Source organism: Gluconacetobacter tumulicola, from assembly GCF_014174215.1.
In the GTDB taxonomy this organism is placed as follows: domain Bacteria; phylum Pseudomonadota; class Alphaproteobacteria; order Acetobacterales; family Acetobacteraceae; genus Gluconacetobacter; species Gluconacetobacter tumulicola.
The window spans coordinates 44793-52682 of record NZ_JABEQL010000030.1 but is presented as its reverse complement, the minus strand read 5'-3'; the positions used below and the strand labels follow the sequence as shown (position 1 = coordinate 52682).

General features: G+C 58.6%; 6 protein-coding genes. 1 reads left to right on the top strand and 5 read right to left on the bottom strand.

Annotated features, from left to right (window positions below; genetic code table 11):
• Window positions 1-340: 340 nt before the first annotated feature.
• From HLH29_RS19745 to HLH29_RS16525, 5 genes are all read right to left on the bottom strand, one after another.
• Window positions 341-1228, bottom strand: a complete 888-nt coding sequence (locus HLH29_RS19745) for an ABC transporter ATP-binding protein (protein WP_338030272.1) — start codon at window positions 1226-1228, stop codon at window positions 341-343.
• Window positions 1229-1288: 60 nt separating this feature from the next.
• Window positions 1289-2095, bottom strand: coding sequence for an ABC transporter permease (locus HLH29_RS16540; protein ID WP_182968481.1), 807 nt, complete (start codon window positions 2093-2095; stop codon window positions 1289-1291).
• The gene (locus tag HLH29_RS16535; protein ID WP_182968480.1) at window positions 2092-3282 is read right to left on the bottom strand and encodes a capsule biosynthesis protein; all 1191 of its coding nucleotides are present in this window, start codon (window positions 3280-3282) and stop codon (window positions 2092-2094) included. Before HLH29_RS16535 ends, HLH29_RS16540 begins: the two co-directional genes overlap by 4 nt.
• A 77-nt stretch (window positions 3283-3359) precedes the next feature.
• Window positions 3360-4586: a polysaccharide biosynthesis/export family protein gene (locus tag HLH29_RS16530; protein ID WP_246374343.1), complete on the bottom strand. Its 1227-nt coding sequence runs from the start codon at window positions 4584-4586 to the stop codon at window positions 3360-3362.
• A 247-nt stretch (window positions 4587-4833) separates the two neighbouring features.
• Window positions 4834-5628: an exodeoxyribonuclease III gene (locus HLH29_RS16525; RefSeq protein WP_182968491.1), complete on the bottom strand. Its 795-nt coding sequence runs from the start codon at window positions 5626-5628 to the stop codon at window positions 4834-4836.
• Window positions 5629-5961: 333 nt separating this feature from the next.
• Between HLH29_RS16525 and uvrC the strand changes: the two genes are divergently transcribed.
• The gene (gene uvrC, locus HLH29_RS16520; protein WP_182968478.1) at window positions 5962-7842 is read left to right on the top strand and encodes an excinuclease ABC subunit UvrC; all 1881 of its coding nucleotides are present in this window, start codon (window positions 5962-5964) and stop codon (window positions 7840-7842) included.
• The last annotated feature ends 48 nt before the right edge of the window (window positions 7843-7890 follow it).

The following is a 7890-nucleotide window of genomic DNA, read 5'->3' as shown; positions in this document are numbered from 1 at the left end:
CAACGATCATAAGATCAACCGCCTCCACGAACTGCTGCCATGGAATTGGCGGCCCATGCCGACAACTCACAAACAGGCTGCGTGATTATGCGGCCTTGAGCGGCCGGTTACTGATGATCGCCCATATCCGCAGAATTCTGCGGAAAATCAGTCAAACCGCTTTCTGATTCAGGCTCTCAGGCACGCCACCATCTCGTTGAGTGTGACATCTTTTTGCGTCTCGACCATGCCGACAATCGGGACACATTTGATATCGAGGCGAGTTAAACGAAGAACCGTCGGATTTCTGCAGTTTCCTCCAAAAATATCCGGATAAGAACCGATCCGAGAATCGGATCGGCTACCCATATCCCTTTTTTATCAAGTAAAACTCTTCAGAGCGCACTAGTTGATTGATCATATCCAGAACTGTTCTTTTGTCACGAACGCATTGAATTTTATAGGCGTCATTATTGACGCTTCTATTTAAAATAGATTGAAATAGAAGTTCAATTTCTTCTTCTGTAACTATTTTATTTTGGATGCTTGAAGGGTCCGTGCTCACGATCGGTTCTCCATTTTCATCTCTAATTGAATCGATATAGTGTGTATCAGTCTCTGGTGTGCGTTCTGTTAATGTTTTTCCGGTAAGTAATCTATTGTAAATATCTATTCCTTCCTGGACACTATTGCAGATGGTCATTTTGCCATCTTGCAGAACCATACTATGATCACAAGCGTCTCTTATATATTCCATACTGTGTGAGACGATTACGAGCGCTCGATCCTTGCGTTTTTCAAAAAGTTCTCGGCGGCAGCGTTCTGCAAAACGCGCATCGCCGACCATGGCGACCTCGTCAATCAGATAACTGTCAAATTCGATCGCAATGGATAATGCGAAGGCAAGTCGGGCTTTCATGCCTGATGAGTAGTTTTTCACCGGCTCGCGAAGATGTTGACCCAGTTCCGCGAAATCATCCACAAAACGACGCATCTCGTCGTAATCGCGATTATAGATGCGTGCGATGAACCGCAGGTTATCCAGTCCGCTCAAGCTGCCCTGGAACGCGCCCGAAAATGCCAGTGGCCAGGAGACGGACATGTCCATTTCGACCCGTCCCGATGTCGGCACGTCGACGCCGCCGATAATCCGCAGCAAGGTCGATTTGCCAGCGCCATTATGCCCGAGAATGCCCCATTTTTCACCGCGCTGAATGGTAAAATTCACGCCGTTCAGCACGCGCTTCATGCCAGACGATGTGTGGAATTCCTTGACAATGTCGACGCATCTTATCATGGCCTGGTGACTCTATCCCGTGATTTCCAGATGCTTTCTGACGCCTGCGGTCAGGAATATGCCGATAAGCACCATCAGGGCAGTGCTCCAGGTGTCGTAGAAAAGATCGTACTTAACGCTGGCTTCTATCCCGAACTCGCCGCCCCGGATCATCTCCACGTTGTTGGCCATAGGAGAAAGCATCAAGATCCATTGGTAACGGAGCGGAAGCCAGGCAACCATAACGAACGCTCCGCTCATCGGGAGCGATAGATAACCGAAGATGGTCACGGTTTTTTCGACAAGATCGGACATCTCGCTTAACGACGCGGCCAGTAGGGCGGTCGCGAAAGAAAAAACGCATTGATAGGAGATGCCTAGTAAGAGAAGGCCGTAATCTTTTGGCGGGTTCATGTAGCCCAAGCCGATGGCACCCATCATTACAATGCCGCCGGCCATGATTGTTCCGATAATTTCCAGAAACGAGCGTGCCGTGATGACGTCGAAAGGCGTTACCTGTCGATGGAAAAAGAGGCTGCCATTGGACTCATACGCCTTGACGGCACGCCCCATGCAATGCCGCCACATCGTCAGGGGAATATAGCCCGTGACCACCATAGCTGTCATGGCCAGACCATGCTCGCGCGCCGGCCGGATAGCCGTCCATACGATTGCGACGCCGGCACAAAAAAGAATTGGTTCTCCGATCACCCAGAGAAAACCCAAATTTTCGCGCCCGTAGCGGGTGTGCAGTTCCCGAAGGATGAGCGCATGAATGACCTTGTATTGAATAATGAAGCAGGAGAGCAGCGTATCGCGTCGCTGAGGTTGTGGCGTCATGAGATCTTGTGCTCCCTCGCGCCTGCAATGAGAAGCCGCCCCATGATGTAAGCGCTGTAGAAAGAGACGAGAGAAATTGCCATCACTTCGAGCGTCGACGGATATGCGGGATAATCAGGCTTATCGGGGCGGGACACTTCTTCCAGGAAGACCATCTGATGGTCTGCTCGGGCCTTGGCGCTTTGCAGGGATGTCACCTCTGACGCCAACACCTGCTGCAGGATCTGCCGCTGGATGGTCAGGTTGTCAAACTCGGTCAGTGTCGGCACCAGGGAATGGGTATCACCCGTCAACCGGGCGGATGCGGTATTCAGTTGCTTGCGCAGGATATTGATCTGCTGCTCGTAGACGGCGATGGACGGACTGTCGGGCGACGTCTGGCGGGTCTGGTCCAGGCGCATCTGCGTGGCGGTGAGCAGCGATTGCAGCGCGTATTGCGTGGAAACGAGGGGCTCGCTCTGCTTCTCCGGGTCGATCATCGCGCTGGTATTGCGGAAGGCTGCAAGGCGGATTTGCAGGTCGCGGATCTGGTCGAGCGTTGTGTCGACCTCTCGCTGTGCGGCATCCACCAGATTCGCGCGCTGCCGGCGGTTGATCTCGTTCACCAGATCTTCTGCGGCCGCGATGAGCGCCTTGGCAATGCGCTGTGAATCCTCCGCGCTGAAGGTGCGGACGGTCAGGACAGACAGTGAGGTCTCGGCATCGATCTGCGCCTTAACGTGTTTCTTGTAGTATTTGTAGAAGCTTTCCAGATCGCGCCGTGAATACCAGTTGGGGAAGCGGGACATGAAATCTGCGCCCGGGTGCGAGAAGACCTGGGCCAGTCCGTCTTTGTGGAGCAGGAGTGCCATGGCGTCGCGCGACATGAGATAGTCCTGCACGGCGAACGTATCATCGCTGGTGACGGACTCATTCATGCCGGTTTGCATCATCATGGAAAGCGGCGCACTCCCCATGCTGTGCTCGCCGCGCACCATGAAATGGGCTTCGGAAATATATTGCGGGCTGGCGATAAGGGTCAGATAGAGAAAGAGAAAAATATTGGGCACGATAACGGTGAAAAAAAGTCCCGACCTGATCTTGTTTCTTACAAAAGCCACGCCGGCCGCAAGCGGCGCTGCCGCATGGGCCGGCTGGGATGCGGGCGCTAGGGCTAATGAAGGGTGTTCTTGAAACTCATCTGACATCGAAAGACTTTCCTGCTCCAACCTCGATCGAAAAACTGCACATATCCTGTTTCGTTGCGGGCATCCTGGCTTACGCGCTAGCGCGCCACCATGTAGCCCGCCGTAATGCCCGGTTGGACGATTGTGCTGATAAGGGTGAACAGCTTGTAGAAATTATTCGCCTTCGCGTTGGAGTAATACAGCATGTCCTTGTCTCTCATGGCGAAATGCTGCCCCAGGAAATAATTGCCAGGATTCATCATGTCGATTTGGTACACGATCGGCGTGACCGGCTTGCCCTCGGCCACAGGAAGACCCAGCCGCCGGACGACGTCGTTGTCTTCATAGCGCAGAAGGAAAATACCGTTGGGATCGGACTGTTGGTCCAGGGGACCTCCCGTCCTGGCAAGGGCTTCGGACAAGGAGAGTTCAGGTACCGCAAACGGGACCTCCGACACCTTGCCGGTGGCGCCGAAGACGGTAAAGGTTCTGGGCTTGTAGATAACCTCGATCCGGTCGCCGGGATGAATGGCAATGTTCTGCGACGGGTCGTTTTCCGGAACGCTCATCGCCACGCGCGCCACGTGGTCGCCCCGCGTCAACTGGATGATGGAATCCTCCGGCGGATGGGGGCTGCCCTGCGCGAGGGCGATGACATCCATGAGACGCTCGCGCGTGGGGGTGAGGAATACGCGTCCAGGGCGGGTGACGTTTCCATAGACGATGGCGGAGTTGGTCACGCTCTCGACGACATGGACGACGACCTGAGGCGCCTGCGATTTTCGCGCCAGGGCCTGGCGTACCGTCGCCGCCGCCTGATCCACCGTCTGTCCTGCCACATGCAGCGTGCCTGCATAGGGGACGGTGACGGTTCCTTCTGCACTGACCTTCAGTGGCGGCAGATTGCTGAGCATGGCCTTGGCGCCCTGAGGGTCCTGCGCGGTGCCGCCGGACGACAGGATGCTGCCGGTATTCTGGGTGGTTGTAGAGCCGCCCGCCATGGCGGCGGCCATCGACGTGCCGCTGGCATTGCCGCCACCGCCGCCGAACAGGCCATTGCCGATCTCATAGATCGAAACCTGGATCGTATCACCTGGGCCGATCATGTCATTGCTCGTAGGCCGGTCGGTCACCTTGTCCAGGGACGAAAGCAGCACTGGAGAATCATTGGCAAGAATCGTCAGGAGGTCGGAACTGATCTGTACAAGGCCGAACCCCAGCTTGTTTTTCTTCGGGTCTTTTTGTGCGCTTAGGAACTGTGATTCCGTGGGGCCGCTGCTTGGCAGGGAACTGCAGCCTGACAGGAAGAGCAGGCCGCTCGCCAAGACGCCGGATACCTGTGCTGCAATACGGTATGTGGCGACGCCAGAGCGCAAGCGAGAGTGTTGAGGAATCATATGAACCACGCGACATACCACCAAGAAAAATTCGTCTCTGGTCAAACTGCCAAAGCTCTATGTCAAAGGTTGGACAAATTGACAAGAAAGCGGGTCGGCGCACATCGGCTGCCGCTGATGGCCGGTCGAAGTTGGGCCAGCAGCGAGATTTCCATCTCTCTCGATCCCGTACACTTCAATCTCGGAAATCGACTGCGACCGGAACGTGATCCGATGTCGTAGGCCAGTCGCGTACATCTCGCAGCACCGTCATGTCGACCAGACGCTCCGTTAGATCGGGCGTAATCCAGACATGGTCCAGGCGGCGCCCACGATCGGATGCCTTCCAGTCGCGGTTGCGGTAGGACCACCATGTGTACAGCTTTTCGTCGGCCGGCACGAAATGCCGCATTGCGTCGACAAAGCCATTTTCCTGCCAGGCCAGCAGCCGCGTGGTCTCGGGCGGTGTGTGGCTGACGACGGTCAGCAGTTGCTTGTGGCTCCAGACATCCTGCTCCAGCGGCGCGATGTTCAGGTCGCCGACCAGGACGGTGCGGCGGTTGGAGCGGCTGGCGAACCAGGCTGTGGCTTCGTCCACGAATGCCAGCTTGTGCGCGAATTTGGGATTGGCCTCGGGGTCGGGAATGTCGCCGCCGGCTGGGATGTAGAAATTATGCAGCTCGACTGCTTCGCCGCCGAGTGAGAACGACGCCGCGATGTGGCGGCAGTCGCCGCGCCCGCACCAGTCCGGCGTGTCGTCAAGCGAGGTCAGCGCCACGCGCGACAGGATCGCGACGCCGTTATAGGCTTTCATGCCGCGATAGAGCGTGTGGGTGTACCCCAACTCGCGGATCGCATCGGCAGGGAACAGGTCGTCCGGGACCTTGGTTTCCTGCAGGCAGATGATGTCCGGTCGAAGATCCTCTCCCAATCGGGCGAGCAGGGGCAGCCGAAGGCGGAGCGAATTGATATTCCACGTCACGATGCGCATATCAGTGGCATCGCCCATCGTGTGCCGGCTGGCAAGAGCGATTCCCGCCATCACGAACAAAACGGGATCGAATCGCGGGTGATCGGGTAGACATTGCAGGCAGTTTGTGGTGGGCGGAAGCGATCCTCGGTTTTTTCAGCGGATTGCCTGGAGTTCATCGAACATCAAGGTCGTGTTGGAATAATTTTTATCATTATCAGTGGGTTATTTTTCTGTGCTGCTTTTTTATGCAATCCAAGCCGGGGTCAGGAAAACTGCCCGCCCCACGATTCTGCCCGTGCCTGCTCCACAGACTTATCCACATGATCGGTGGATGAATGAGGGGGCGGCCTGATGGACGGCGACGCGACCGCCACCCCGCGCCTCCGGGGCGTGGAGGCGATTCAGCATGCCCTTCAGACCATGCCGCTCTCGTCCGGTGTCTATCGCATGATCGGCGAGAAGGGGGAGGTGCTGTACGTCGGCAAAGCGCGGATTCTGAAGCGGCGGGTGACGTCCTACACCCAACTGGGCAAATTGCCCGAGCGGCTGCGGCGCATGGTGTCCGAAACGGTGACGATGGAAATCGTCACCACGCATACCGAGGCCGAGGCACTGCTGCTGGAAGCCAACTATATCAAGCGCATGAAGCCGCGCTTCAATATCCTGCTGCGCGACGACAAGAGCTATCCGTGGATCATGATGAGCGACGGAGACGCGTTTCCGCAGATCGCGAAGCATCGTGGCAAGCTGGTCAAGGGGGCGTCCTACTGGGGGCCGTTCGCCTCGGCCTGGGCGGTCAACCAGACGCTCAACCTGCTCCAGCGGGTGTTCCTGTTGCGGTCGTGCTCGGATGCGGTGTTCAACGCGCGGACCCGGCCATGCCTGCTCTTTCAGATCAAGCGCTGTTCGGCGCCGTGCGTCGGACGCATCGACCAGGCGGATTATGCCCATCTGGTGGAGCAGGCGCGGGCCTTCCTGTCCGGCCAGCGCAACGGCCTGCGCGATGAACTGGTGCGCGAGATGGAGGAGGCGGCGGCCGGCCTGGCGTTCGAGCGGGCGGCGACCATCCGCGACCGTATCCGGGGCTTTGCGGCGATGCAGGATTCGTCGGTCATCAACCCTGCTTCGCTGGAGGATGCGGACATCGTGGCCATCGCCCAGGTGGCGGGTCAGTCCTGCATCCAGGTCTTCTTCATCCGTGGCGGCCGCAACAACGGCAATCGCGCCTTCTTTCCCCTTCATGCGCGCGACGAGGCGCCGGGTGAGGTGCTGGGCGCGTTCCTGTCGCAATTCTATGACGACAAGCCGCCGCCGGCGCAGATCCTGCTGAATTGCGAGATCGCGGAGCATGCCCTGATGGCCGACGCGCTGGGCATCAAGCGCGGCCGTAAGGTGGAGATCCTGGTGCCGCAGCGGGGCGAGAAGCGTGCGGTCGTGGAACACGCCGAAACGAACGCCCGCGAGGCGATGGAACGCAAGATGGCCGAAAGCACGGCCCAGGCGAAGCTGCTGGACGGGGTGGCCGAACTCTTCGGGCTGGATGCCGCGCCACGACGGATCGAGATCTACGATAACAGCCATATCATGGGTGCCAACGCCTATGGCGTGATGGTGGTGGCGGGGCCGGAAGGGTTCGACCGGCGGAGCTATCGCAAATTCGCGATTCGCGGGCCGATCACGCCGGGGGACGATTTTGCGATGATGCGCGAGGTGCTGGAACGGCGCTTCAGCCGCGCCCTGCGGGAGCGCGAGGCGGAGGGCGGCACGGCCGACTGGCCGGATATCGTCCTGATCGATGGCGGTGCGGGCCAGTATTCGGCGGTGCGGGCGATCCTGGACGAACTTGGCGTGTCGGACGTGACGCTGGTAGCGATCGCCAAGGGGCCCGACCGGGATGCGGGGCGCGAATGGTTTCATGTCGCCGATCGCCCGGCCTTCCAACTGCCGCCGCGCGACCCGGTGCTGTACTATCTGCAGCGGCTGCGCGACGAATCGCACCGTTTCGCCATTTCCACCCATCGCGCAGGGCGATCGAAGGCGCTGGTGAAGTCGGAACTGGACGAAATCCCCGGCGTCGGCGCGGCGCGCAAGCGTGCGCTGCTCAACCAGTTCGGCTCGGCGCGGGGCGTGCGGCAGGCGGGGCTGGCCGATCTGGAGGCGACGCCGGGGATCAACCGCGAGACCGCGCGCGTCGTCTACGGGCATTTCCATCCGGGCTGGAGCGGCGCGTAGCCCGGCGCGATGGGCGGCGAGATGTGAGAGCCTGACCGAAAATGCGCG

Excerpts from the sequence above, each read along its gene's own strand:
- HLH29_RS19745 (WP_338030272.1), bottom strand. The coding sequence starts at position 1,228 with ATGAAGCGCGTGCTGAACGGCGTGAATTTTACCATTCAGCGCGGTGAA.
- HLH29_RS16540 (WP_182968481.1), bottom strand. The coding sequence starts at position 2,095 with ATGACGCCACAACCTCAGCGACGCGATACGCTGCTCTCCTGCTTCATT.
- HLH29_RS16535 (WP_182968480.1), bottom strand. The coding sequence starts at position 3,282 with ATGTCAGATGAGTTTCAAGAACACCCTTCATTAGCCCTAGCGCCCGCA.
- HLH29_RS16525 (WP_182968491.1), bottom strand. The coding sequence starts at position 5,628 with ATGCGCATCGTGACGTGGAATATCAATTCGCTCCGCCTTCGGCTGCCC.
- uvrC (WP_182968478.1), top strand. The coding sequence starts at position 5,962 with ATGGACGGCGACGCGACCGCCACCCCGCGCCTCCGGGGCGTGGAGGCG.